This is a genomic window from Phyllobacterium sp. 0TCS1.6A, assembly GCF_026420825.1.
Classification (GTDB): domain Bacteria; phylum Pseudomonadota; class Alphaproteobacteria; order Rhizobiales; family Rhizobiaceae; genus Phyllobacterium.
This window is the reverse complement of record NZ_JAPMAB010000004.1, coordinates 150,739-173,841: the sequence shown is the minus strand read 5'-3', so window position 1 is coordinate 173,841 and position 23,103 is coordinate 150,739. Positions and strand designations below refer to the sequence as shown.

The following is a 23,103-nucleotide window of genomic DNA, read 5'->3' as shown; positions in this document are numbered from 1 at the left end:
CTGGTTCTTCCGTCCGCTTGATCGGCCCATGGGTGTGCTGCAACCGCCGCGCGAAACGGTCTCTGAGCACGCTTGCCATTTGTATTACTATATTATAATAACTGAATCAGATCTGGGAGGATCTTTCGCGTTGAATTGATTATCGGGAGGAGAAATCATGATTTCCATGAAGAGAATTTTGCTTGCCAGTGTGTTCGCAGTGGCAGGTTTCGGAACGGCAAGTGCTGCCGACCTGACGGTCGGCTTTTCGCAGATCGGCTCGGAATCCGGCTGGCGCGCCGCGGAGACATCGGTGTCGAAGATCGAGGCGGAAAAGCGCGGTATCGCTTTCAAGATCGCCGATGCGCAGCAGAAGCAGGAAAATCAGATCAAGGCCATCCGTGGCTTTATCGCTCAGGGCGTCGATGCCATCTTCATAGCGCCGGTCGTCGCGACCGGCTGGGACACGGTGCTTGCGGAAGCGAAGGAAGCCGATATCCCGGTCATCCTGCTCGATCGCACGATCGAGACCGCCGATGACAGCCTCTATCTGACGGCCGTGACCTCCGATACCGTGCATGAAGGCAAGGTGGCGGGCGAATGGCTGGCCAAGACCGTCGCCGACAAGGATTGCAAGGTGCTGGAGCTCCAGGGCACCGTCGGCTCCAGCCCGGCGATCAATCGCAAGAAGGGCTTCGAAGAGGGCATTGCCTCTGCCTCGAACATCAAGATCGTCCGCAGCCAGACAGGTGATTTCACCCGGTCGAAGGGCAAGGAAGTGATGGAAGGCTTCCTCAAGGCAGAGAATGGCGGCAAGGGCATCTGCGCGCTCTACGCCCATAATGACGACATGGCGGTCGGCGCCATCCAGGCCATCAAGGAAGCGGGCCTGAAGCCGGGCAAGGATATTCTGGTCGTCTCGGTCGATGCCGTCCCGGATATCTTCAAGGCCATGGCCGACGGCGAAGCCAATGCGACGGTCGAGCTGACGCCCAATATGGCCGGTCCCGCATTCGATGCGCTGAAGGAATTCAAGGACAGCGGCAAGGCGCCGCCGAAATGGATCCAGACCGAGTCGAAACTCTTCACGCAGGCCGATGATCCGATGAAGGTCTACGAAGAGAAAAAGGGCCTCGGCTACTGATAGAGCCCGTCGCGCCGGCCGCCCTTTCCGGGGCGGCTGGCCTTTCTTGGAATTCGCTCGCGGGAGAGGGCGTGATGACGGACAAAGCCAATGTGCTTGCCGTCGAAGGCATCGGCAAGTCCTTCGTCGGTTTCAAGGCGCTCGACGGCGTCGACTTTTCCATAAGGGCCGGCGAGGTCCATGCGCTGCTCGGCGAAAACGGCGCCGGGAAATCGACGCTGATCAAGGTGCTTACCGGCGTACACCAGCCCGATGCGGGCGTGATCAGCCTCGACGGGCAGCCGGTGCATGTGCGCGATACGCATCATGCGCAAAGCCTCGGCATCGGCACCGTCTACCAGGAAGTGAACCTGCTCCCCAACATGTCGGTAGCCGACAATCTGTTCATCGGCCGCCAGCCGACGCGATATGGTTTCATCGACCGGCGGCTGATGGAACGGCGGGCGCGCGAGGTACTGGCGCAATACGACCTGCATCTCGACGTGGCATCGGACCTGTCGCGCTATTCCGTCGCGATCCAGCAACTGGTCGCCATCGCCCGTGCGGTCGACATGTCCGGCCGTATCCTCATCCTTGACGAGCCAACCGCCAGCCTCGACCGCCATGAGGTCGAGATTCTGTTCGCCATGATCCGGCGGTTGAAGGCCCGCGGCCTCGGCATCGTCTTCATCACGCATTTCCTCGACCAGGTCTACGAGGTCTGCGACCATGTCACCGTGCTGCGCAACGGCAAGCTTGCCGGCAGCGCGCCGACTTCCGAACTGCCGAAGCTCGATCTCGTCAAGATGATGCTGGGCCGCACGCTTGCCGTGGCCACCCATGGCGACCGGCGCCACCGGCCGCCGCCCGAGGAGAGGCAGCTTTCCTTCAAGGGCGTCGGGCGCAGCCGGAGCATCGCTCCCTTCGACCTCGACATTGGCGAGGGCGAGGTCATCGGCATGGCCGGGCTCCTGGGCTCAGGCCGCACCGAGACCGCGAAGCTTCTGTTCGGCATCGACGCCGCCGACAAGGGCGAAGCCTGGATCGACGGCAGGGCGGTTCGCATACGCACGCCGCAGGATGCGGTCGCCCTCGGCTTCGGCCTCTGCCCGGAAGACCGGAAATCCGACGGTATCATCGGCGATCTTTCCATCCGCGAGAATATCGCGCTGGCGCTGCAGGCGCACCGCGGCTGGTTCAATCGCCTGCCGAAGCGCGAGCAGACAGCCATGGCCGACCGCTTCGTCAAGGCGCTCGACATCCGCACCACCGATATCGAAAAGCCCGTCAAGCTGCTTTCGGGCGGCAACCAGCAGAAGGTGATCCTCGCCCGCTGGCTCGCCACCAATCCGCGCTTCCTCATCCTCGACGAGCCGACGCGCGGCATCGATGTCGGCGCGCATGCGGAAATCATCACGCTCATCAACGAGCTTTGCGACAAGGGGCTCGCACTCCTCGTCATCTCCTCGGAAATCGACGAGATCGTGGCCTATAGCAATCGCGTCGTCGTGCTGCGCGATCGGACGCATCTCGGCGAACTTTCCGGCGACGAGATCACGACGTCCAACATCATGCAGATGATCGCGACGGAAACCGGAGAAGTTCCCGCATGAAGAACATGTTCATTCCGGCGGCGGCGCGGGCAGCGCCGCAGCTCGGCTCGCTCGCCCTGATCCTGTTTCTCAACTACCTGGCATTTCCCGGCTTCTTCGAGATCCGGTTCCAGGACGGGCGGCTTTATGGCAGCCTCGTCGACGTGCTCAACCGCGGTGCGCCGATCATCATCCTCGCCATCGGCATGACGGCGGTCATCGCCAGCCGCGGCGTGGACCTTTCCGTCGGCGCGGTCATGGCGGTTTCGGGCGCGCTGGCCGCCACGATGACGGTAGCGGGATATCCGGTGCCGGTCGCCGTCATCGCAGCCATCGGCGTCGGCCTCCTGTGCGGCCTGTGGAACGGGGTCCTCGTCGCCTATTTCGACCTGCAACCCATCGTGGCGACATTGATCCTCATGGTGACCGGGCGCGGCATCGCGCAGCTCATCACCGAAGGTTCCATCGTGACCTTCAACGAGCCCGGGCTGATCTTCTTCGGCAGCGGCGCCATTCTCGGCATACCCGTCCCCATCCTGATCGCCGCCTGCCTCCTCGCCGTCACGATCGTGCTGGTGCGGCGCACCGCGCTCGGCCTGCTCATCGAATCCATCGGCGTCAACAGGAGCGCCAGCAGCTATGCGGGCCTGAACAGCAAGCTGCTCCTGCTCGTCATCTACGGGTTCTGCGGCGTCTGCGCCGCGCTCGCCGGCATCATCATCGCGGCCGATATTCGTGGCGCCGACGCCAACAATGCCGGCCTCTGGCTCGAGCTCGACGCCATTCTCGCCGTCGTCATCGGCGGCACCTCGCTGTTCGGCGGCCGCTTCTCGCTGATCATGTCCGCCATCGGCGCGATCATCATCCAGGCCATGAATACCGGCATCCTGCTCTCGGGCTTTCCGCCGGAATACAACCTCATCCTGAAGGCGCTCGTGATCATCGTCATCCTCTTGGCGCAGTCGTTCTCATCCCTGGGCGGATGGGCGTTCCTCAAGGGGGAATTTCGCGCAAAAGGGACAAGACAGCAATGAATACCCGCCTCCTGCCTCTCTATGCGACGCTGCTTATCTGCCTGATCGCCTATGCCGCCTGCCTCATCCAGTTCCCGGCGATGTTCTCGACGCGGGTGGCGGGCAATCTCCTCACCGACAATGCCTTCCTCGGCATCGCCGCCGTCGGCATGACCTTCGTCATCCTCTCCGGCGGCATCGATCTTTCCGTCGGCTCGGTCATCGCCTTCACCGGGGTCCTGCTCGCCGTGCTCATCACCCAGCACGGCGTTCATCCGCTCGTTGCCTTTGCGGTCGCGCTGGCCATCACCACCGCCTTCGGCGCGGCGATGGGCATCATCATCCACTATCTGCAGGTGCCTGCCTTCATCGTCACGCTCGCCGGCATGTTTCTCGCCCGGGGCATGTGCTTCGTCATGACGACGGATTCCATTCCGATCGACCATCCCTTCTATGCCGCCTTGCAGGGCGTGTTCTACCGCCTGCCCGGCGGCGGCAGGCTGACCTTCATCGGCTGCCTGATGGTAGCCGTGTTCGTGGTCGGCATGATCATTGCGCATTTCAGCAAGTTCGGCTCCTACATCTATGCCATCGGCGGCAACCGCAGCTCCGCCGAACTGATGGGCGTGCCGGTGGCGCGAACGACCATCGGCATCTACGCCATGTCCGGCTTCCTCTCCGGCCTCTCCGGCATCGTCTTCTCCCTCTATACGTCGGCCGGCTATTCGCTCGCGACGGTCGGTGTCGAACTCGATGCCATCGCAGCCGTCGTCATCGGCGGCACGCTGCTGACGGGCGGCGTCGGCTATATTGCGGGCACCTTTGTCGGGGTGATCATCCAGGGCCTTATCCAGACCTATATCGTCTTCGACGGCACCCTTTCCAGCTGGTGGACGAAGATCGTCGTCGGCGTCCTGCTCTTCTCGTTCATCGGACTGCAGCGGGTGCTGGTGGTCCTGTCGCTCAGGCGATCCGCGGCGCCGACTGGGGGATGATTTGCCACGACACGACCTCAGCAATTACGATTTCCGCACGGCCGGCCAGTCGCACACCCAGCACGGCCACGTCATGCGGGCGCTGGGGCTGAATATCGTCAGCGGGGCCTATGCCGAGAACAGCATCCTGCCGGGCGACGCGGAATTGTTCGAGCAGTTCGGCGTTTCGCGAACCGTCTTGCGCGAGGCCTTGAAGACGCTGGCGGCCAAGGGGCTGATCCAGCCCCGCGCCAAGATCGGCACCCGCGTGCTGGAAAGGTCGCATTGGAACCTGTTCGATCCGGACATACTGGTATGGCATTTCGAGGCCGGGCCGACGCCGGAATTCCTCATGAGCCTGCTGGAGATGCGTCTGGCGCTCGAACCGGAGGCGGCGGGTCTCGCCGCCCTTCGCAGAACCGCTCCGCAGCTGGACAAGCTCTATCACTGGGTGGAGAAAATGGCGGAGGCCGGCCAGTCCGTGTCGAATTTCGTCGATAGCGACCTGCAATTTCACATGGCGATTGCCGATGCGTCGCAGAATCCGTTCATGCGCTCGATCAGCACCCTGATCGAGGTGGCGCTCGTGACGACCTTCACGATCAGCTCGCCCATACCCAATGCCCACAGGCATGATTACACGGTGGCGCGCCACCGGGCGATCGCCGATGCGATCCGGGACGGCAATGTCCGCGCCGCCAAGCGATCGATGCGGAACGTCATCGACGACGGCGCCGTGCGGGTGCTGGCAACCATGCCGGAAGCTACGGCGTAAAGGTGGGGTGCAATCTCTTGTTGGCGATGCCGGATACGGAAAATCTGCACCACGCCCGCGAAAATCGCGTCTGGTCATTGAAAATGGGGGGAGACGGGCGGTCTTCAGCGCGTCAGTATTATAATCAGGGTCGAGGTCCGAAGACCGCCCGCGACGTCTTTGCCTGCCATTGTTGCGCTTGTCAGACGCAACAACCCGGAAAACGAAGCGCCACCTCCGTTTCCATCTGCAGTTTGCCGGCCAATCGGGGTTGTCACTTCCGACCGTCCGGCAACGCCATCCTTTCCCAGCAATCGAAACAGCACCGGAAGCTGCTCCCCCACTGGAAAGGATTTGTGCAGAATACCCCAGCTTCAAACAGGGGGGATAAGTTTCCATTTATCCCCCCGCATTTTGGCGGGTCGTTTCGCGCTCACTGCAAGCGAAATCAGCGGCTTGCAGGGCATCTGGCCTCAAAAATATTTTTCTGAGGCCCCAAATTCATCCCCAAACTGCCGGTTAATCCAAAAAAGTGGGATAAGTGTTGCTGCATGCCTGTCGAACCATGAAGCACGCAGGGTAATGCAACTCCTCCTGATGCGCTGCACCAGGCGAATTGTATCGCAATGTATCAAGGTGGCTTCCCGTTACATCCGCATGCAATTGCGGATCGGACACGACACACCGGCGATACATGCGGCTGGCTTTCTCGGCGTCAGCAGACAACCGAGATGGAGAGAAATGATGACCCTCGAATTCAACCCGCAGCGCCGCCGCTTTTTCGGTATAGCCGCCATGACCGTCGCCGCCGCCGAGTTCGGCATGAGCGCGATCGGACATGCGCAATCATCCACCGCCGCGCCGGCCGCAGCCGGTGGCCATAAATCCTTCGCGGCGCTGAAGCAGGTCAAGGCCGGCGTTCTCGACATCGGCTATGCGGAAGCCGGTCCTGCCGATGGTCCGGTCGTCCTGCTCGTTCACGGCTGGCCCTACGACATCTACAGCTATGTCGATGTCGCGCCGCTGCTTGCCGATGCCGGTTACCGCGTGCTTGTCCCCTATCTTCGCGGCTATGGCACGACGCGCTTTCTCTCCGACGCGACGCCGCGCAACGGCCAGCAGGCGGCATTGGCAGCCGACATGATTGCCTTCATGGATGCGCTCGGCGTCGATAAGGCGATACTCGGCGGTTATGATTGGGGCGCGCGGACGGTCAATATCATGGCCGCGCTGTGGCCCGGGCGCTGCAAGGCGATGGTTTCGGTGAGCGGCTATCTCATCGGCAGCCAGGCGGCGAACAGCAAGCCGCTCGCGCCGGCGGCGGAGCTGTCCTGGTGGTATCAGTTCTACTTTGCAACCGAGCGGGGCCGGCTTGGCTACCAGGCCAATACGCATGATTTCGCCAGGCTGATCTGGCGCACCGCGTCGCCGACATGGAAGTTCGACGACGAAACCTTCGATCGCTCGGCAGCGGCATTCGACAATCCGGACCATGTGGAGGTCACGATCCATAATTATCGCTGGCGGCTCGGCCTGGCGGAAGGCGAGGCGCAATTCGACGAGTATGAGAAGCAGCTTGCAATGGCGCCGGTCATCGCCATCCCGACGATCACCCTCGAGGGCGATGCCAACGGCGCGCCGCATCCGCAGCCTTCGGCATACAGGGGCAAGTTCTCCGGCAGGTATGAGCACCGGACATTGACCGGCGGCATCGGCCATAACCTGCCGCAGGAGGCGCCGCAGGCTTTCGCCCGGGCCATCCTCGACGTCGCGAAGTTCTGAGCCGGGGCGGTGGAGAAACCGCTTTACTCGCGCGCGCTGAAACGGAATTAATGTCGCCGGCCGCACGGCCAGCTTCGGACTGCTGAAAGATGAAAAATGGAGCATGTGGATCACATACTGATCGTCGATGACGACCGTGAAATTCGCGAGCTCGTGTCGAGTTACCTGAAGAAGAACGGTCTGCGCACCACGGTCGCGGCCGACGGCCGGCAGATGCGCAGTTTCCTCGAAACGGGCACGGTCGACCTGATCGTCCTCGACGTGATGATGCCGGGCGATGACGGGCTGGTGCTTTGCCGGGAGCTTCGCGCCGGCAGGCACAAGGCGACGCCCGTCATCATGCTCACCGCCCGCGACGACGAGATGGACCGCATTATCGGCCTTGAAATGGGCGCCGACGATTATCTGCCGAAGCCCTTCGCGGCCCGCGAGCTGCTGGCGCGCATAAAGGCGGTGCTGCGGCGCACGCGCATGCTGCCGCCCAATCTGCAGATCAGCGAGGCGGGGCAGTTGCTGACATTCGGCAATTGGCGGCTCGATACGGTCGGCCGGCACCTCCTCGACAGGGACGGCACCGAGATCGCGCTCAGCGGCGCCGAATACCGGCTGTTGCGCGTCTTCATCGATCATCCCCAGCGCGTGCTCAATCGTGATCAGATATTGAACCTCACGCAGGGCCGCGACGCCGAACTGTTCGACCGGTCGATCGACCTGCTGGTAAGCCGCCTGCGCCAGCGGCTCGGCGACGATGCGCGGGAGCCGACCTATATCAAGACGGTGCGGGCGGAGGGCTATGTGTTTTCCGTGCCGGTCGAGATTTCGGTGCCACGGACATGAGGGAAAGCGTCTCGCATTGGCCCACCTTCCAGTGGCCCGGGTCCTTCCATTGGCCAAGCTCGCTGCGCGCCCGGCTCTTCCTCATATTGTTCGCGGGCCTGGCTGTCGCCTATGGCCTGTCGTTCAGCATTCTCTTCGCCGAACGCTACATGTCCGCCAAGGCGGTCATGCTGGGGACGCTGGAAAGCGACCTTGCGACGTCGATTGCGGTCATCGACAGGCTGCCCGCCAATGAGCGAGCCGATTGGCTGGATCGGCTGAGCCGCGGCAATTACCAGCTCGTCCTCGGGCCGGGCCTGCCGGGGGTCCCCGACATGTCGGGCCGTGGCGCGGAGATCGCCGAGCGGATCGAAGAGGCGGCAGGCAACAGGTTCCCGCTGCGGGTCGAAGCCATTCCGGGTGACGGAAAGCGGTTGCAGGCGCATTTGACGCTTTCCGACGGTTCGCCGCTGACCATCGATGTCACGCCGCGCGGTGTCATGCCGCTGGCCGAGTGGCTGCCCTATGTCTTTGCCGCGCAGATGCTGTTGCTGGTTCTGTGCACATGGCTTGCGGTGCGCCAGGCGGTTCGCCCGCTTGGCACTCTCGCCGCCGCGGCCGATGCCCTCGATCCGAAGAGGAAGAGTTCGCCGCTGAGCGAGACCGGCCCGAGCGAGGTCGCCGATGCGGCCCGCGCCTTCAACGCCATGCGCGAGCGTATCGCCCACTACCTCGAGGAGCGCGTGCAGATACTGGCGGCGATCTCCCATGACCTGCAGACCCCGATCACGCGGATGCGGTTGCGGGCCGACATGGCCGAAGATACGCCGGAGAAGACAAAGCTGATCGGCGACCTGCGCGAGATCGAGCGCCTGGTGCAGGATGGCATCGCCTATGCGCGAAGCTCCCATGGCAGCGGCGAGAAGGCCGCGCGCATCGATCTCGCATCCTTCATCGACAGTATCGCCTATGACTACCAGGACATGGGCAAGGCCGTCGCCGTTGCCGGTCTTGTCCACGGCACGGCGCTGACCAGGCCGCACGCGCTACGGCGCATCCTGACCAATTTCATCGACAACGCCCTGAAATTCGCCGGCGCCGCCGAAATCAGCGTCGAACGCCGGGGCGCAGGCTCGATCGCCATCCTGGTGCTGGATCGCGGCCCCGGCATTCCCGACGACAAGCTAGACGCCGCCATGCAGCCGTTCTTCCGGCTGGAGAGCTCGCGCAACCGCGATACCGGCGGCACGGGTCTCGGCCTGGCCATAGCGCAGCAGCTTGCCGCCGTGATCGGCGGTGAAGCGCGGATCTACAATCGACCCGGCGGCGGCCTCGTTGCAGAGATTTCGCTGCCCTGAAGGCGTCGGTGATGCAATCACCACAGCCTGGGGTGGCGGTTGACGTCCTTGTACAGAAGGTAGCGGAAGCGACCGGGGCCACCGGCATAGCAGGCCTGCGGGCAGAAGGCGCGCAGCCACATGAAATCGCCGGCCTCGACTTCCACCCAGTCGCGGTTGAGGCGATAGACGGCCTTGCCTTCGAGGACATAGAGCCCGTGTTCCATGATATGGGTTTCCATGAATGGAATGGTGGCGCCGGGCTCGAAGGTCACGATATTGAGGTGCATGTCGTAACGCACATCGTCGGGATCGATGAAACGCGTCGTGCCCCAGCGTCCGTCGGTATCGGGCATGGGCGACAGGGCGACATCGTCCTCATGGGCAAAGACCGCCGGGGGAGGTTCCAGCCCGTCGACCGCCTCGAATTTCTTGCGCACCCAATGGAAGCGCGCTGCCTCGGCACCGGGATTGTGCACGGTCCAGGACGAGCCCGCCGGTATGAAGGCGAAGGAACCCGCCCGCAAGGCATGGGCGCGGCCTTCGGTCTCGATGGTCAATTGCCCGTCGACTACGAACAGCGCTGCCTCGGCCCTCGCGTCCGGTTCCGGCCGCTGGCTGCCGCCGCCGGGGCCGACTTCCATGAGATATTGCGAGAATGTCTCGGAAAAGCCGGTAAGCGGCCGCGAAAGTATCCATGCGCGGGTATTGTCCCAATGCGGCAGCAGGCTGGTCACGATGTCCATCATGACAGTCCTCGGAATGACGGCATAGGCGGTGGTGAAAACCGCCTTGCTCGACAGCAGCTCCGTCTGTCCCGGCAGCCCGCCGAGCTGGGTATGATATTTGGCCTTTTCCATTGCATGTCTCCCGCCGCGATATACAGAGCTGGTTTAGGTGCGGGCGGCAATTTATGCAATGGGCATCGCGCCTTCGCTCGCGCCAGCGCCTCGCGGTCGAAAACTCAAGGGCGCCCCTTGGTAATGCAGGCCGGAATGCACAAATATGAGCACGAGGCGAAAGGAGAGCGTCCATGAATATTGGCGAGGCAGCTGCATCCTCCGGCGTATCGGCCAAGATGATCCGTCATTACGAATCGATAGGCCTCATCGAGCCGGCCGATCGAACGCAATCCGGTTACCGCGTCTATGGCGGTGACGATCTCGACACCTTGCGCTTCATCCGGCGCGGCAGGGATCTCGGCTTCTCCATCGACCATATCCGCCAATTGCTCATGCTCTGGCGCGACCGCAGCCGGGCATCGTCCGACGTGAAGACCATCGCCCTCAGGCATGTTCGCGAGCTGGAGGAGAAGATGCTGCAATTGCAGGAGATGGCGGACACGCTGCGCCATCTGGCGGCGCATTGCCATGGCGACAATCGCCCGGATTGCCCGATCATCCAGAATCTGTCGCAGGCCCAGAATCTGTTGCAGGAAAAGAAGGCCGGCGCAGGTTCGAGGCGGGCGGGAGCGCTCAAGGGCCGGCTTGCCGGCTGATGCCGCTCAAGTGCCCGTGAACGGATAGAGCCTGTCGATCGAAGGCAGGCACTGCGCTCCCTTCCTCGCCAGGAAATTCTGGAAGGCCTGCATCGCCGGCGACATGGTCCTGTCCGTGCGCACGACGGAAAACCACTGGCGGCGGATGGGCATGCCGATGACGTCGAGGATCACCAGCCTGCCGACCTCCAGTTCCAGCGCGATCGTATGGGCGGAGATGAAGGCGACGCCGAGCCCTGCCATCACGGCCTGTTTTATCGTCTCGTTCGACGACATCTCCGTGCCGAGATCATCGAGCCGTCCCGGCAGTTCGCTCAGGAAGATTTCGAGCGATATGCGCGTGCCGGAGCCGGATTCGCGAATGAGGAAATTCTCGCGGGCAATACGCTCCTTGGTGATGTCGCGGCTGCTGGCCAGGGGATGGTCGGGAGCGGCGATCATGACGAGGGGGTGATCGCCGAATACGGCGGACCGCAGCGGAACGTCGCGCGGCGGCCGGCCCATCAGCGCGAGATCGACCGAATGGCTTTTCAGGCTCTCGATGATCTCGGCGCGGTTGCCGATGATGAGCTTGACCGCGATATCGGGATGATCCTTGGCAAAGGTCGCCATCATCTGCGGCGCGAAATATTTCGCCGTCGATACGACACCAAGCGACAGCGATCCGGTCCTGAGGCCTTTCAGCGCGTCGATCTCGTCATTGAGCAGGCGCAGCCGCTCTTCGATCATCTGGGCGGCATCGAGAAAGGCAAGGCCCGCAGCCGTCGGGCGCAGCCCTTCATTGGTGCGGTCGAACAGCACGATTTCCGCATCCTCCTCCAGAAGCTTGAGCTGGATGGTCACCGCCGGCGGGGTCAGGCCGAGTGCATTGGCGGCGGCGACGATGGTTCCGTGCTGCTTGATCGCCTGAACTGCCCGCAATTGCTTGAGGTTGAGGTTGCGCATGGGCATAACTTAGATTTTTTTACCGGATCAGTAAATTAAATAAATTTTACTTATTGCGGCGTGAATGGTCCTCTATTCGCAAGCCCGGCACGCACGCCGGGTGCGGGAGGAAAGATGATGACCACGGCAACGCTCGATGCCTTTCTCGGCTCCTATGCGAAGGATGAAGACCCCTCGCGCGTGAGTGTCTCCTCGGTCGTGCGCCAATTGGCCCTGACGGCCGTGAAAATCCGCGGGTTCATCAATCAGGGCGCTCTCGGCAAGGCTTTCTCCAATGGCGGCGGCTCCGTCAATGCCGATGGCGACACGCAGAAGGCGCTGGACGTCTTTGCCGACGACATGTTTCTGCAGGCGGTCCGCGAAGCGCCTGTCGCCCTCTATGGTTCGGAGGAACTGCCGACGCCGGCGGTGCTTGCAACCGACGCGCGGCTGGCGCTGGCGATCGATCCTCTCGACGGTTCGTCCAATATCGACACCAACGTCTCCATCGGCACGATCTTCTCGATACTGCCGGTCGTCGGTGACCCGGAGAAGGACCCGCTCGCCTCCTTCCTTCAGTCGGGCAGCAACCAGCTCGCCGCCGGCTTCTTCATCTACGGGCCCCAGCTTGCCCTGGTGCTCACCCTTGGAAGCGGCACGCATATCTTCGTGTTTTCGAGCCGGCTGGGCACTTTCGTCCAGGCCTATGAAAGCGTTGCGATTGAAAGCAGGGCGCATGAATTTGCGATCAATGCCGCCAATTACCGGCATTGGGACGAGGCCGTCCGGCTCTATATCGACGACTGCCTGAAGGGCAGCGAGGGGCCGCGCGGGCGCGAGTTCAACATGCGCTGGATTGCCTCGCTGGTTGCCGAAGCCTACCGCATCCTGACGCGCGGCGGTGTGTTCCTCTATCCCGGCGACAAGCGCAAGACCTATGGCGAGGGCCGGCTGCGGCTGGTCTACGAGGCCAACCCGATCGCGTTCCTGATCGAGCAGGCGGGTGGAGCGGCGACCGATACCGTCAACAGGATACTGGATATCGTTCCGCACGCGATGCATCAGCGCGTTCCGCTGGTCTTCGGCGCCGCGCGGGAGGTCGCGCGCATCGGACGCTATCACACCGATCCCAGCAATATCGGAGAACGGGCGCCGCTTTTCAGCAATCGCGGCCTGTTCAGGGTTTGAGGGGGGCATCATGTCGACAAAGCATCCGATCATCTCGATCACCGGTTCGTCGGGCGCCGGCACCACGTCGGTCAAGCGGATATTCGAGCAGATTTTCCGCCGCGAACAGATCGAAGCCGCCTTCATCGAAGGCGATGCCTTCCACAAATATGACCGCAACGCCATGAAGGAGAAAGTTGCCGAAGAGGAGAAGAAGGGAAATCCCAACTTTACCCATTTCAATGCCGACGCCAACGAACTGCTGAAGCTCCAGGAGGTGTTCGAGGAATATGGCCGCAAGGGCACCGGCAAGACGCGCACCTACGTCCATGACGAGGAGGAGGCCAGGCTCTACGACACGCCGGCCGGCACCTTCACCGAATGGCGCGACCTGCCGCCAAGTACGCTGCTCTTCTATGAGGGGCTGCACGGCTGCGCGGTTGCCGACGGCATCGATCTCGCGCGCCATGCGGATCTCAAGATCGGTGTCGTGCCGGTCATCAACCTCGAATGGATCCAGAAGATCCATCGCGACCGCGCGACGCGTGGCTATTCGACCGAGGCCGTGATGGACGTCATCCTGCGCCGCATGCCGGACTATGTGCGCTTCATCACGCCGCAGTTCACGCTGACCGACATCAATTTCCAGCGCGTGCCGATCGTCGATACGTCCAACCCGTTCATCGCGCGATGGATACCGACGCCTGACGAATCGATGCTCGTCATCCGCTTCGCCCGGCCGAGAGGCATCGACTTCCCGTACCTGCTTTCGATGATCCACGATTCTTTCATGTCGCGGGCAAATTCGATCGTCGTACCGGGAAACAAGCTCGACCTGGCGATGCAACTCATCCTGACGCCGCTGATCATGCAGCTGATCGAACGCAAAAACAGAGCCTCGTGAGGAGACGACCATGCAGACACAAGCTTTGCTGAAGGAAAGCCCGGACAGGGAGAGCGTCGCGGAACGCGACATGGCCAATGCCATCCGCGCCCTGGCCATGGACAGCGTACAGAAGGCCAATTCCGGCCATCCCGGCATGCCGATGGGCATGGCCGACGTCGCGGCGGTGCTGTTCAACAGGTTCATCAAGCTCGACCCGCTGCATCCGCAATGGCCGGACCGCGACCGCTTCGTCCTGTCGGCGGGGCACGGCTCGATGCTGCAATACGCCATCCATTATCTCATCGGCTACCCGGACATGCCGATAGAGGAGCTGCAACGCTTCCGCCAACTGGGCGCGAGGACGGCAGGACATCCCGAATACGGCCACGCGCAGGGCATCGAGATGACGACCGGCCCGCTCGGGCAGGGCATTGCCACCGCCGTCGGCATGGCGCTTGCCGAGCGCATGCTGGCCGCCCGGTTCGGCGCCGAGATCGTCGATCATTTCACCTATGTGATTGCCGGCGACGGCTGCCTGCAGGAAGGCATCAGCCACGAGGCGATCGATCTTGCCGGCCATCTCAATCTGTCGAAGCTGATCGTGCTCTGGGACAATAATTCCATCTCGATCGACGGTCCCACCTCGCTGTCGACCTCGACGGACCAGCTCGAGCGGTTCAAGGCGGCCGGCTTCGAGGTGCAGGAGGTGGACGGGCACGATCATGAGGCGATAGGCGAAGCCATCGCGAACGCCCGGACGACAAGCCGCCCATCGCTCATTTCCTGCCGCACGGTGATCGGCAAGGGCGCGCCAAACCTGCAGGGCAGCGAAAAGGTCCATGGTGCGCCGCTCGGCGCCGACGAGATCGCGGCGGCGCGGCAGGCGATCGGCTGGCAGCACGAGCCCTTCATCGTTCCGGATGAGATCGTCGAGGCCTGGCGCGATGTGGCGCGGCGCGGTGCCGATCAACGCCGCGAATGGTGCGTGCGGGTAGGCGCATCGCCGCTGGGCGACGAGTTCCGGCAGACGATGCAGCGGCAGCTTCCGCCGACATTGGCCGAGGAACTGGCGAAGTTCCGCCGCCACCATGCGGAGAATGCGACGAAGGTCGCAACCCGCAAGGCGTCCGAGATGGTGCTGGGCGTCGTCAACGAACAGACGGAGCTGACGGTTGGCGGCTCGGCCGACCTGACCCATTCGAACCTGACGCTGACCAAGGGGATGATGAGCATCACCCCGGACGATTTCACCGGCCGCTATGTCCATTACGGCATCCGCGAGCATGGCATGGCCGCAGCGATGAACGGGCTGGCGCTGCATGGCGGCTTCATCCCCTATGGCGGCACATTCCTCGCCTTTGCCGATTATGCGCGCGGGGCGATGCGCCTCTCTGCCCTGATGGGCCAGCAGGTGATCTATGTCATGACGCATGATTCCATCGGCCTCGGCGAGGATGGCCCGACGCACCAGCCTGTCGAACATCTGGCCATGCTGCGGGCAACGCCCAATCTCAACGTGTTCCGCCCGGCCGATATCATCGAGACGGCGGAGTGCTGGGAACTGGCGCTGCAGCAGCGGGACCGGCCGAGCGTCATCGTCCTTTCGCGCCAGAACCTGCCCATGCTTCGGCAGGCACATTCGGAGGATTGCCGCTCGGCGCGGGGCGCCTACGTCCTGCGGGAAACGGCGGAACCGCGTGCAGTCACGCTGCTGGCGACCGGTTCCGAGGTGGAGATCGCCTGCACCGCGGCGGACATATTGCGGGCGCAGCACCGCATCGCCGCCGCGGTGGTGTCGATGCCGTGCTGGGAACTGTTCGAAGCGCAGCCCGGCGCCTATCGGCGGTCGGTTCTCGCCGCGGCCCCGCGCATCGGCATCGAAGCCGCGGCCCGGCTCGGCTGGGATCGCTGGATCGGCGAGCGCGGCGCTTTCATCGGCATGCGGGGTTTCGGCGCCAGCGCGCCGGCGCCCGAGCTCTACCGGCATTTCGAAATCACACCCGAACATATCGTCGCCACGGCGCGCAAGCTCATCAACGAGAAGGAGTATTGAGGATGGCCAGGATTACATTGCGGCAATTGCTCGACCACGCGGCAGAGCATGGTTACGGCGTCCCCGCCTTCAACATCAACAACATGGAACAGGGCCTCGCGGTCATGGAAGCGGCGGCGGCCTGTGATGCGCCGGTCATCCTGCAGGCGTCGCGCGGTGCGCGGTCCTACGCCAAGGACGTCATGCTCGCCCGGATGATCGATGCGCTGGTGGAGATGTATCCGGCCATCCCGATCTGCCTGCACCAGGACCACGGCAATGACGAGGCCACATGCATGACGGCCATCCGTCACGGCTTCACCTCCGTGATGATGGACGGCTCGCTCGAGGCCGACGCGGCGACGCCCGCATCGTTCGAATACAATGTCGCGATCACCCGGCGCGTCACCTCCATCGCCCATTGGCTGGGCGTGTCGGTGGAAGGCGAGCTCGGCGTGCTCGGCTCGCTCGAAAGCGGCGAGGCGGAAGCCGAGGATGGTCATGGTGCAAGCGGCAAGCTGAGCCATGAGCAGCTGCTGACCGATCCGGACCAGGCGGTGGATTTCGTGCAGCGGACGCATGTCGACGCCCTGGCGATCGCCTGCGGCACGTCGCACGGCGCCTATAAATTCTCCCGTGCCCCCGATGGCGACATCCTGGCGATGGGCGTCATCGAGGAGATCCACCGCAAGCTGCCGAACACGCATCTCGTCATGCACGGTTCGTCATCGGTGCCGCAGCCCTTGCAGGACATCATCAACCGGTTTGGCGGCGAGATGCCGCAGACCTATGGCGTTCCCGTCGAGGAGATCGAACGCGGCATTCGCCATGGCGTGCGCAAGGTCAATATCGACACCGACTGCCGGATGGCGATGACGGGGCAGTTCCGCAAGATCGCATTGGAGAATCCGGCGGAATTCGACCCGCGCAAATTCCTGAAGCCGGCGCTCGACGCCATGCGCGATCTTTGCCGCGATCGTTTCGAGCGCTTCGGCTCGGCCGGCCACGCCTCGAAGATCAGGCCTCTCGGCCTCGACGAGATGGCGAAACGATACGCCGCAGGAAAGCTCGACCCGCAATTTGCCGCAGCGAAGGCTGCCTGAAGCCCCATCAGCGAGAAAGGACGTACAATGTCAAACAAATCAGAAACAGTGACGGGGAAGGAACGCTACAGATCCGGTGTCATGGAATACAAGAAGATGGGCTATTGGGAGCCCGACTACGAGCCGAAGGACACCGATATCATCGCCCTGTTCCGCATCACGCCGCAGGACGGCGTGGACCCGATCGAAGCGGCGGCGGCAGTCGCGGGCGAATCCTCTACCGCGACCTGGACCGTCGTCTGGACCGACAGGTTGACCGCGACGGAGAAGTACCGCGCCAAGGCCTACAGGGTCGATCCGGTTCCCAATGGCGAAGGGCAGTATTTCGCCTATATCGCCTATGACCTCGACCTGTTCGAGCCGGGCTCGATCTCCAACCTGACGGCGTCGATCATCGGCAATGTGTTCGGCTTCAAGCCCCTGAAGGCGCTGCGGCTGGAGGACATGCGCCTGCCGGTGGCCTATGTCAAAACGTTCCAGGGCCCGCCGACCGGCATTGTCGTCGAACGCGAACGGCTCGACAAGTTCGGCCGGCCATTGCTCGGCGCGACCGTGAAGCCGAAGCTCGGCCTGTCCGGGCGCAATTATGGCCGCGTGGTCTATGAGGCGCTCAAGGGTGGCCTCGACTTCACCAAGGACGACGAGAACATCAACTCCCAGCCCTTCATGCACTGGCGCGAGCGCTTCCTCTATTGCATGGAGGCCGTGAACAAGGCGCAGGCGGCAACGGGCGAGGTGAAGGGCAGCTACCTGAACGTCACCGCCGCCACGATGGAAGACATGTATGAACGCGCCGATTTCGCCAAGGAACTGGGCTCGAACATCGTCATGATCGATCTCGTCATCGGCTATACCGCCATCCAGTCCATGGCGAAATGGGCCAGGCGCAACGACATGATCCTGCATCTGCACCGGGCGGGTCATTCCACCTATACGAGGCAGAAGTCGCACGGCGTTTCGTTCCGCGTCATTGCCAAATGGATGCGCCTCGCCGGGGTGGACCACATCCATGCCGGGACTGTCGTCGGCAAGCTGGAGGGCGATCCCGCCACCACGCGCGGCTATTACGACATCTGCCGCGACGACTTCAATCCGATGCGGCTGGAGAACGGCGTGTTCTTCGACCAGCACTGGGGCTCGCTGAACAAGATGATGCCCGTGGCCTCGGGCGGCATTCATGCCGGCCAGATGCACCAATTGCTCGATCTTCTGGGCGAGGACGTCGTCCTGCAGTTCGGGGGCGGCACGATCGGCCATCCGATGGGCATTGCCGCCGGCGCGACGGCCAACCGGGTAGCGCTCGAATGCATGATCCTCGCCCGCAACGAGGGCCGGGACATCGTGCGCGAGGGGCCGGAAATATTGCGGACGGCAGCCCGCAACTGCCAGCCGCTGCAGCAGGCGCTCGAAGTCTGGAAGGACGTCACCTTCAACTACACCTCAACCGACTCGCCGGATTTCGTTCCGACCGCGACAGCAGCCGAATAGGAGAAATGACATGCGCATCACCCAGGGAACATTCTCATTTCTGCCGGACCTGACGGATGAGCAGATTGCGCGGCAGGCGCAGTATTGCATCGACAATGGCTGGGCGGTCAGCCTCGAATTCACCGACGACCCGCATCCCCGCAACACCTATTGGGAGATGTGGGGCCATCCGATGTTCGACAATCCGGATGCGGCCGCATTGCTCATGGAGCTGAAGGAATGCCGCAAGGTCTATGGCCATTGCTATATCCGCCTGGTGGCCTTCGACAACAGCCATGGCTGGGAGTCGGTGAAGCTGTCCTTCATCGTCAACCGCCCGGCGGAGGAGCCCGGCTTCCAGCTTTCCCGCCAGGAGGCGCCGGGCCGCGTGATCCGCTACACGACGCGCGCCTATGCAGCCGACAAGCCGGTGGGGCAGCGCTATGGCTGACATCGGCGCCGACACCATCGCCACAGCGGCGGAAGATGCGCCGAAGACCGTTGACCTGCGTGCGGAATATGTCGATTCCGGCGTCGCGGAGGTCCTGGAGGAGCTCGATCGCGAATTGATCGGGCTCCGTCCGGTCAAGCAGCGCATCAAGGAGACCGCCGCCCTGCTGCTGGTCGAACGGGCGCGGCGGCGGATGGGCCTCGCCCACGAGACGCCGACGCTGCATATGAGCTTCAGCGGCAATCCCGGCACCGGCAAGACCACGGTGGCGCTGCGGATGGCCGATCTGCTGCATCGGCTCGGCTATATCCGCAAGGGTCATCTCGTTTCGGTGACGCGCGACGATCTCGTCGGCCAGTATATCGGGCATACGGCGCCGAAAACGAAGGAAATCCTCAAAAAGGCGATGGGCGGCGTGCTGTTCATCGACGAGGCCTATTACCTGCACCGGCAGGAGAACGAACGCGACTACGGCCAGGAGGCGATCGAGATTCTCCTGCAGGTCATGGAGAACCAGCGCGAGGACCTCGTCGTCATCCTTGCGGGCTATAGCGACCGGATGGACAAGTTTTTCGCCAGCAATCCGGGATTCCGCTCGCGGATTGCGCATCACATCGATTTCCCCGACTATAGTCCGGAGGAATTGCTCCAGATCGCCGAAATCATGTTGTCGAAGCAGAATTATCATTTCGACGACGAAGGCCGGAGGATCATGGCCGACTACATCGAACAGCGGCGGCGGCAACCGCATTTCGCCAATGCCCGCTCCATCCGCAATGCGCTCGACCGTGCGCGGCTGCGCCAGGCCAACCGGCTGTTCGAGAATTCCAGCGGCGCGATCGATGCGGATACGCTGTCGCGCATCACCGTCGACGACATCAAGGGCAGCCGCGTGTTTGCCCAGCCACGGGTGGAGGAGGAGCAATCGTCATGACCAGGGATACGCTCATAGCACCGTCGGTTCTTTCAGCCGACTTCTCGAGGCTCGGCCAGGAGGTCGAGGACGTCATTGCCGCCGGCGCGGACTGGGTGCATCTGGACGTGATGGACGGACATTTCGTGCCGAACATCACATTCGGGCCGCAGATCGTCAAATCGGTCCGAAACCGCACCGACGCGGTGTTCGATTGCCACCTGATGATCGCCCCGGCGGATAATTACCTCGCCGCATTCGCCGATGCAGGCTGCGACATCATCACCGTCCATGCGGAGGCGGGTCCGCATCTCGACCGCTCCCTGCAGACCATCCGGCAACTCGGCAAGAAGGCCGGCGTTTCGCTCAATCCCTCGACGCCGGAATCCGTCATCGAATATGTCCTCGACCGGCTCGATCTCGTGCTGCTGATGACCGTCAATCCGGGCTTCGGCGGGCAGGCGTTCATTCCGTCGGTCGTCGAAAAGATCCGGCGGGTGAAAAGCCTGATCGGCGCCCGCCCGATCGATATCGAGGTCGATGGCGGGATCACCGCCGAGACCGCGCCGCTCGTCGCGGAAGCCGGCGCGAATGTGCTCGTCGCAGGGTCGGCGATCTTCAAGGGTAGCGGCAAGGCCGCCTATGCGGCTAATATCGGCGCGATACGGCAGGCTGCCGAGAGCGCCCGGCAGGCGCGCGCAGCATAGGGAGGCGACATGGCCGCGATACCACCAGTTTGCGATTTCGGCTGGAAGGCCAGGGACGCGGTTCTGACGGGAACGGACGCAAAAGCCCATTCGATCCTGCAGCAGGCCGGGCCGAAGGGCCTGGTCGTCGCCTTCATCTGCAATCATTGCCCCTATGTCAAAGCGATCATCCAGCGCATTGTGCGCGACGCCGAGGAACTCGCGCCCATCGGAATCGGCTTCGTTGCCGTCAACTCCAACGATGCCGAGGCCTATCCGGATGATTCCTATGAGAACATGCGGCGCTTTGCCGAGGACAACCGCTTGCCGTTTCCCTATCTCCACGATGCGGACCAGACCGTCGCCCGCGCCTATGGAGCCGTCTGCACGCCGGATTTCTTCTGCTTCAATAGCCGGGGAGAACTGCAATATCGCGGCCGGCTCGATGCCTCGCGCAAGGAGAAGGACCAGCCGGGGCTGCGCCGCGACCTGTTCGAGGCGATGTTGCAGATAGCCGAGACCGGAGAGGGGCCGCGAGAGCAGGTCGCTTCCGTCGGCTGCTCGATAAAATGGCGTGAAAATCCGTAATATCGCCAGGCTATCGGCACGCGGCTTCGTGCCGCCGGTTCAACCGGCGGCCGAAATGCTAGTTCGAATATTGTTTGAGGTAGGCTTCGAGATTGGAGATTTCCGTCTCGTCCTTCATGCCCGGAAACGCCATCTTCGTGCCTTTCACCTTGGCCTTGGGATTGTGAAGATAGTCACGCAGCGACGCCGCGTCCCATACGAGACCGCCCGCACCGGCTGCCTTCATCGCAGGTGAATAATTGAAGCCGGGATGGGTGCCGGCGGTTCTGCCGAAAATCCCCTTCAGGGACGGCCCGACCTTGTTCTTGTCGGTATCGGCCACATGGCAGGCGGTACATTTCTTGAACACGGTTGCACCAGCCGTTGCATCGCCCGCGTCTTGCGCACGGGCTCCAACAACCGACAGGACTGCAACTGACAAACCAATCAGTATTACAGGGTATCGCATGGCATTTCCTCATATTCGCCAAGGGTGCCCTAGACGAAGACTGGTGCCAATTCTCCATGCATTGGCATCACCGCTGAAAACGTTACCTGCCCCAAACCATAAGTCAATTGCCCGTCCCGGAAAATAAAGTCGCACCATCACGTTTGCGTTTTCCCCGCCCCGATGATTGACGAAAAGCTGGCGTGCTCGTAGTTTGGGAATGCGTTTCTCATTGGGCACCGTGAGAGATCCGACCGACACTTCGTCCCCCGCCTTTCCGATGCCGGACATGGCGCGCAGGGATGGAACAGATAGGGATTGGAGGTGCCGAGTGAATGTCGTTGAGCTCATCCTGACCGTCTGTCTGATTTCCAATCCTTCCAGCTGCAGGGAAGAGCGCCTGCGCTTCGAAAACAGGTCGAATCTTCTCAACTGCATGTTCCTTGCGCCTGCCGAGATCGCAAAATGGGCGGATCAACACCCGAAGCTGCGGGTGGCGCGCTGGAAATGCAAGTTCCCCTCCAACGAGATCACCCTATGAGCGCCCAAATGGTTGCCCAAATGGCGGCAGGTGCGGTTTCAGTCCCGTTGCACCGCCGGCTCGTCATGCGGCTGCTGGCGCTGGTCCTGCTGATCGCCGCCATGGCAGCAGCACCGGCGGGGGCCGCCGAAAAACTGCGCATCGGGGTGCTCAAATTCGGCACGGTCAACTGGGAGCTCGATACGATCAAGCATCATGGCCTGGATGAAAAGCACGGCCTGGACATGGAAGTGCAGTTCTTCGCCAGCGAGGATGCGACCAATGTCGCCATGATGGCCGGAGCTGTCGATATCATCGTTTCGGACTGGCTCTGGGTTTCCCGCCAGCGTTCCTCGGGGGAGGATCTGACCTTCGTGCCCTATTCGAGCGCGGTGGGAGCGATGATGGTCCGCAACGAATCGCCCATCAAGCGTCTCGCCGATCTGAAAGGCAAGAAACTGGGCGTGGCAGGAGGGCCGCTCGACAAGAGCTGGCTGCTTATCCAGGGCTTTGCCAGGAGCATGTCGCTGGATCTGGTGGAAGAGAACGAAATCATCTACGGCACGCCGCCATTGCTGGCGGAGAAGGCACGGCAGAACGAACTCGACGCCGTGCTGAATTTCTGGAACTTCTGCGCGAGGCTGGAGGCTTCGGGTTTCCGCCGGCTGATCAGCACCAGCGAGGCCGCGCAGGCATTGGGCGCGACGGGCGCAGTCTCGGCCATCGGCTATATATTCCACGACAAATGGGCCGAGGCGCATCCGCAGGCCATTGCCGGTTTCGTCGCGGCGAGCCGGGATGCGAAAGCGTTGTTGAAGACCTCGGATGCGGAATGGGAACGCCTTGCCCCCATCGTCAAGGCCGAAGGCGACGAACTCGTCAAGCTGCGCGACCGCTACAGGGAAGGCATTCCGGCCCGGACCACGATCGAGGAACAGGCCGATGCCGTAAAGCTCTACGCGGTCCTCGCCAAGATCGGAGGCAAGAAGCTGGTGGGAGATGCGGTATCGCTGGCGCCGGGCACATTCTGGGAGCCGCGCGAATGATGGCGGAGGAGAAACCGCTGGGACG

Annotated in this window: 23 protein-coding genes; 20 read left to right on the top strand and 3 right to left on the bottom strand. The window is 62.7% G+C overall.

Translation table 11 applies throughout. From position 1 onward, the window contains the following. Positions 1–166 precede the first annotated feature (166 nt). The 8 genes from ytfQ to OSJ75_RS11720 all read left to right on the top strand — a co-directional run bounded on the left by ytfQ (position 167) and on the right by OSJ75_RS11720 (position 9,391). Complete coding sequence (gene ytfQ / locus OSJ75_RS11755; RefSeq protein ID WP_267228274.1) at positions 167–1,123, top strand: galactofuranose ABC transporter, galactofuranose-binding protein YtfQ; 957 nt, start codon at positions 167–169, stop codon at positions 1,121–1,123. 71 nt (positions 1,124–1,194) lie between these two features. Beyond that, a complete protein-coding gene (ytfR, locus tag OSJ75_RS11750) occupies positions 1,195–2,715 on the top strand; it encodes a galactofuranose ABC transporter, ATP-binding protein YtfR (protein WP_371929572.1) in 1,521 nt (506 codons plus the stop codon). Then, entirely contained in the window at positions 2,712–3,728 is a 1,017-nt protein-coding gene (locus OSJ75_RS11745; RefSeq protein ID WP_250018938.1) for an ABC transporter permease, read from the top strand. Before ytfR ends, OSJ75_RS11745 begins: the two co-directional genes overlap by 4 nt. Next, entirely contained in the window at positions 3,725–4,702 is a 978-nt protein-coding gene (gene yjfF / locus OSJ75_RS11740; RefSeq protein ID WP_267228178.1) for a galactofuranose ABC transporter, permease protein YjfF, read from the top strand. The genes OSJ75_RS11745 and yjfF overlap by 4 nt, the downstream gene beginning before the upstream one ends. A gap of 1 nt (position 4,703) precedes the next feature. After that, the gene (locus OSJ75_RS11735) at positions 4,704–5,456 is read left to right on the top strand and encodes a FadR/GntR family transcriptional regulator (RefSeq protein ID WP_267228177.1); all 753 of its coding nucleotides are present in this window, start codon (positions 4,704–4,706) and stop codon (positions 5,454–5,456) included. 723 nt (positions 5,457–6,179) lie between these two features. Continuing rightward, positions 6,180–7,217, top strand: a complete 1,038-nt coding sequence (locus OSJ75_RS11730; RefSeq protein ID WP_267228176.1) for an alpha/beta fold hydrolase — start codon at positions 6,180–6,182, stop codon at positions 7,215–7,217. A 96-nt stretch (positions 7,218–7,313) separates the two neighbouring features. Continuing rightward, on the top strand, positions 7,314–8,054 hold the full coding sequence (locus tag OSJ75_RS11725; protein ID WP_250018934.1) for a response regulator: 741 nt from the start codon (positions 7,314–7,316) through the stop codon (positions 8,052–8,054). Then, entirely contained in the window at positions 8,051–9,391 is a 1,341-nt protein-coding gene (locus OSJ75_RS11720) for a sensor histidine kinase (RefSeq protein WP_267228175.1), read from the top strand. Before OSJ75_RS11725 ends, OSJ75_RS11720 begins: the two co-directional genes overlap by 4 nt. Before the next feature lie 17 nt (positions 9,392–9,408). Here OSJ75_RS11720 and OSJ75_RS11715 read toward each other — a convergent pair whose 3' ends face one another. Further along, positions 9,409–10,230, bottom strand: coding sequence for a bifunctional allantoicase/(S)-ureidoglycine aminohydrolase (locus OSJ75_RS11715; RefSeq protein WP_250018932.1), 822 nt, complete (start codon positions 10,228–10,230; stop codon positions 9,409–9,411). A 173-nt stretch (positions 10,231–10,403) separates the two neighbouring features. Between OSJ75_RS11715 and cueR the strand changes: the two genes are divergently transcribed. Then, positions 10,404–10,868: a Cu(I)-responsive transcriptional regulator gene (gene cueR, locus OSJ75_RS11710; RefSeq protein ID WP_267228174.1), complete on the top strand. Its 465-nt coding sequence runs from the start codon at positions 10,404–10,406 to the stop codon at positions 10,866–10,868. Positions 10,869–10,874: 6 nt separating this feature from the next. Here cueR and OSJ75_RS11705 read toward each other — a convergent pair whose 3' ends face one another. Next, positions 10,875–11,813, bottom strand: a complete 939-nt coding sequence (locus OSJ75_RS11705) for a LysR family transcriptional regulator (RefSeq protein ID WP_250018930.1) — start codon at positions 11,811–11,813, stop codon at positions 10,875–10,877. Positions 11,814–11,930: 117 nt separating this feature from the next. On the opposite strand from OSJ75_RS11705, the gene OSJ75_RS11700 reads away from it, so the two are divergent. From OSJ75_RS11700 to OSJ75_RS11660, 9 genes are read left to right on the top strand one after another with little or no spacing between them, the layout of a single operon-like run. After that, positions 11,931–12,980, top strand: coding sequence for a class 1 fructose-bisphosphatase (locus OSJ75_RS11700; RefSeq protein WP_250018929.1), 1,050 nt, complete (start codon positions 11,931–11,933; stop codon positions 12,978–12,980). 10 nt (positions 12,981–12,990) lie between these two features. Further along, positions 12,991–13,863 carry a phosphoribulokinase gene (locus OSJ75_RS11695; RefSeq protein ID WP_267228173.1) on the top strand — a complete coding sequence of 291 codons (873 nt, stop codon included), beginning with the start codon at positions 12,991–12,993 and terminating at the stop codon, positions 13,861–13,863. Positions 13,864–13,873: 10 nt separating this feature from the next. Then, positions 13,874–15,898, top strand: a complete 2,025-nt coding sequence (tkt, locus tag OSJ75_RS11690) for a transketolase (protein ID WP_267228172.1) — start codon at positions 13,874–13,876, stop codon at positions 15,896–15,898. A gap of 2 nt (positions 15,899–15,900) precedes the next feature. Then, entirely contained in the window at positions 15,901–16,980 is a 1,080-nt protein-coding gene (gene fba / locus OSJ75_RS11685; protein ID WP_267228171.1) for a class II fructose-bisphosphate aldolase, read from the top strand. A gap of 27 nt (positions 16,981–17,007) precedes the next feature. Beyond that, positions 17,008–18,468, top strand: coding sequence for a form I ribulose bisphosphate carboxylase large subunit (locus tag OSJ75_RS11680; RefSeq protein ID WP_250018925.1), 1,461 nt, complete (start codon positions 17,008–17,010; stop codon positions 18,466–18,468). Between the two features lie 10 nt (positions 18,469–18,478). Further along, positions 18,479–18,898, top strand: a complete 420-nt coding sequence (locus tag OSJ75_RS11675; RefSeq protein ID WP_267228169.1) for a ribulose bisphosphate carboxylase small subunit — start codon at positions 18,479–18,481, stop codon at positions 18,896–18,898. Next, positions 18,891–19,832, top strand: a complete 942-nt coding sequence (gene cbbX / locus OSJ75_RS11670) for a CbbX protein (protein WP_267228168.1) — start codon at positions 18,891–18,893, stop codon at positions 19,830–19,832. Before OSJ75_RS11675 ends, cbbX begins: the two co-directional genes overlap by 8 nt. Next, positions 19,829–20,518 (top strand): ribulose-phosphate 3-epimerase, encoded by a 690-nt coding sequence (gene rpe / locus OSJ75_RS11665; RefSeq protein WP_250018922.1) that lies wholly within the window; start codon positions 19,829–19,831, stop codon positions 20,516–20,518. Before cbbX ends, rpe begins: the two co-directional genes overlap by 4 nt. Before the next feature lie 9 nt (positions 20,519–20,527). Next, positions 20,528–21,085 carry a thioredoxin family protein gene (locus OSJ75_RS11660; protein ID WP_267228166.1) on the top strand — a complete coding sequence of 186 codons (558 nt, stop codon included), beginning with the start codon at positions 20,528–20,530 and terminating at the stop codon, positions 21,083–21,085. A gap of 58 nt (positions 21,086–21,143) precedes the next feature. On the opposite strand, the gene OSJ75_RS11655 is transcribed toward OSJ75_RS11660, so the two are convergent. Further along, the gene (locus OSJ75_RS11655) at positions 21,144–21,533 is read right to left on the bottom strand and encodes a c-type cytochrome (protein WP_250018920.1); all 390 of its coding nucleotides are present in this window, start codon (positions 21,531–21,533) and stop codon (positions 21,144–21,146) included. 310 nt (positions 21,534–21,843) lie between these two features. On the opposite strand from OSJ75_RS11655, the gene OSJ75_RS11650 reads away from it, so the two are divergent. After that, positions 21,844–22,053 carry a hypothetical protein gene (locus OSJ75_RS11650; protein WP_250018919.1) on the top strand — a complete coding sequence of 70 codons (210 nt, stop codon included), beginning with the start codon at positions 21,844–21,846 and terminating at the stop codon, positions 22,051–22,053. After that, positions 22,050–23,078, top strand: coding sequence for an ABC transporter substrate-binding protein (locus OSJ75_RS11645; RefSeq protein WP_267228164.1), 1,029 nt, complete (start codon positions 22,050–22,052; stop codon positions 23,076–23,078). Before OSJ75_RS11650 ends, OSJ75_RS11645 begins: the two co-directional genes overlap by 4 nt. The last annotated feature ends 25 nt before the right edge of the window (positions 23,079–23,103 follow it).